At 57.2% G+C, this 2840-nt stretch carries 3 protein-coding genes; all 3 read left to right on the top strand.

What is annotated here, in order from left to right:
* Window positions 1–884: hypothetical protein (locus EN935_RS40980; protein WP_164771437.1), on the top strand; the 884-nt coding region annotated here is incomplete at its 5' end.
* Window positions 881–1936 carry a hypothetical protein gene (locus EN935_RS29715; RefSeq protein ID WP_063169411.1) on the top strand — a complete coding sequence of 352 codons (1056 nt, stop codon included), beginning with the start codon at window positions 881–883 and terminating at the stop codon, window positions 1934–1936. The genes EN935_RS40980 and EN935_RS29715, both read left to right, overlap by 4 nt.
* A 400-nt stretch (window positions 1937–2336) precedes the next feature.
* On the top strand, window positions 2337–2840 hold a 504-nt coding region (locus EN935_RS29710; RefSeq protein WP_164771436.1), incomplete at its 3' end, for a transposase.

Below are 2840 nucleotides of genomic sequence, written 5' to 3'. Positions count from 1 at the left end.
CGCGCCCTTATGCCGAAGGGCTGGCGCTCGCGCTCATGAACCCGGAAATTAAGCGCCGGCCCATGAGCAAGGCGGATGCTTCAAATCTGAAGAGGTCGATCGCCCGGAAACAGGGATGGGCTTTTCTGAAAGCGTGCCAGATGCTGCGTCTGCATGACTACCCGTACGTAGGGCACCAGATCATCACATCATTGAGCGACGTCTGTATACGCGATTTCCTTGATATAATGGGAGAGATCTTCCGCCGCAGTGTTCCGAGTTCCAGTGATCCACGAAAACTGGTGGAATTCATCAACTCGGATTTACAGATTCATCTCGAACAGCAGAGACAGGCTGTGAACGCCGCCTCTCAACGGAAGCTTGATGGACTTCAGGCGCTTTCACATCCGTACGAAGAAGAGAGCGTGCGCATGGTGCGGGCGTTGGGTTACCTGACCGCTCGCCTCCAGACAGAGTTTGCCGAAGAAAATGCTCTAGGAACGACAGAGAGAGGCATTTTCAGGGTTGATCTAAAGGAAATGCGCTCGCTGGTGAACCGACTGGAGCAACCCAGCGGAAAACTGGACGAGGTCCTGCGTCGGGCGGAAAGGGATGGGTTTATCCGGGAGGTCTCCGCCGCCGGCAACTTTGAGGTGGACCGCGCCGACCCCGCATCGAAGGAGATGATGATCAGATTGCATCGGCGATTTGCACCTTACTTCGGGTTCTCCTATCGCGGCCCGTACGAAATCAACACAATCCCTGCGGCGCGGATGGTCGACCTGCTTTTTACCAGGCATCGGCTCCCAGAAGACTGGGCCGACTCGGTGTTTAAGGAGCTCGTCGCGCGGCCCGCACTCAAGACCGAATTCCAGCACTCGCTTTTCGAGAGCGATCTCGAATGACCGCTTCAACTGTCGAGTATCGAGTCTTCGGCCATCTGGCCGTCACCGAGAAGGCGAGAGATGCAGGTACCTGCGAAACGATGGAGGCAGATATCGCGATCGTCGCGCTTGGATGGGAAACGCGTTTCGCCGCGTTCGAAAACCATCTTGACCTGAAGGTCGGCAAGATCGTGGTTCTGGACTTTGCTCTGAAGGAAGCGAACGTCCCAGCCGTCGAAGAAAACCGGCGAAAGCTCATCGCTATGGGTACCCGATGGGGCGTCGAAGTGACTGTGATCACCCTCGAGCCTTCCATCGAGTATCAGAAGAACATCAATCTCCTCGATCACCTGCTCACTCAGATGGCCGCTTCATGTGGCTCATACGAAGGAAGCCTGCGGAAGGTTTTCGTCGAGTGCTCGACGATGCCGCGAATCTACATCCAATGGCTGATTGCGGTGGCATTCAAGAAAATGTCGATTCAGTCTCTCGAATTCGGGTACGCCGAAGGTATCTACGGGAACGCGATCGGCAAAGAGGATTTTTCCAGCGGCTTGGACCGATACGTCACCGTCCCTCATCTTCAAGGCAGCGGAGGAATGGGCGAAGAGAAAGTCCTGCTCGTGGGGATCGGAGGAGATGCCGACGTATTCTACGGATTGATCGATATCGTCAGTCCGGAACGGATCTCGCTCCTCGTCCCAAGAAGCGACAAGAATGCGCATATCGATGCTTTGCTCGATCAACAGGTGGCCAAGGTACGTGAAACCCACCGGCTCGAAGATGGCGAAGTTCGCGACATCCAGGCTTTCGGGCTGATGGCCCACCTCGATGCTTTCGAGACGTATCTCGACGGGTTCGGCTCGCGTGCGGTGGTGAACGTTTTTGTCAGCGGCCCGAAGGTTCAGGCCATCGCTGCTGCCGTGCTCGCCTGCTCCGACAGCCGCGTCCATCTCAAGGCAAGAATTCCCACCTCCTATGCCCATCGTGAAGTCTCAGCGAATGGGCGGTATCATATCTATAGGCTGATTGACCTGACATCCCCTGCCTGCAGCCTTCCCGGGACGTTCTGACACTATCTTGCATTCGAGTAGCATCATGGTCCCAGTAGCCGTTCCGCCAAGCCTTCAGCGCATGTTCGTGTCGCCCGATCCGGTCGATGGGGGGCTAATTCCCACTTGGAAGCTGCTCTACATCAGATCAGGGGGGAATGCAGACTGGCAGAATTCCGTCTAATTAGCGACTAGCTAAAACATATACTCAGGCGAGACTGTTCAGCATAGAAATAGTGAGTCGGCCGTGAACTATCCGCAAGCCATTGATCTGGCCTGTTGATTGAGGCGGATAGCGGCTTTGGAATTGCAGGATTAGCGGTATTTGGACGCTGTTTTCCTGCAATTCGGTTTTGCGATTCCCTTGTGGCGCGGAGCGTGATTCACTCGGTTCGGCGGCGGCGAATCGAGGGGACAGCGAATGTCCAGGCCACGCGAGAAGCGCGAGACGGGAGAGCAGGACCTGTTCCGCTCCCGGCTCGACCAAATCATCAACATGAAGCACGAGCTGGTGCGGCTGGCGCAGGCGATCGACTGGCCGGTGCTGGAGGAGCGTTTCGGCGCCGTCTATTCGGACGGCCCCGGCATGCCGCCGCTGCCGACCCGGCTGATGGCGGGGCTGGCGATCCTCAAGCACACCTTCAACCTGTCGGATGAGGTGCTGTGCGAGCGCTGGGTGGAGAACCCTTATTTCCAGTATCTCACCGGCGAGACGTTCTTTTGCCATACGCTGCCGTTCGACCTCTCGTCGATGACGCGTTGGCGCAGCCGTATGGGCGAGGAGCGGATTATGGTGCTGTTGCAGGAGAGCCTCAGCCTCGCGGTCAAGACCGGGGCGATGAAACCGGCCGACACGCGCCAGGTGATCGTCGACACCACCGTGCAGCCGAAGAACGTCATGTTCCCGACCGACGCCAAGCTCATC

Source organism: Mesorhizobium sp. M7D.F.Ca.US.004.03.1.1, from assembly GCF_003998635.1.
Lineage (GTDB): Bacteria > Pseudomonadota > Alphaproteobacteria > Rhizobiales > Rhizobiaceae > Mesorhizobium > Mesorhizobium loti.
This window is presented reverse-complemented; position numbering and strand designations above follow the sequence as displayed.

Excerpts from the sequence above, each read along its gene's own strand:
- EN935_RS29715 (WP_063169411.1), top strand. The coding sequence starts at position 881 with ATGACCGCTTCAACTGTCGAGTATCGAGTCTTCGGCCATCTGGCCGTC.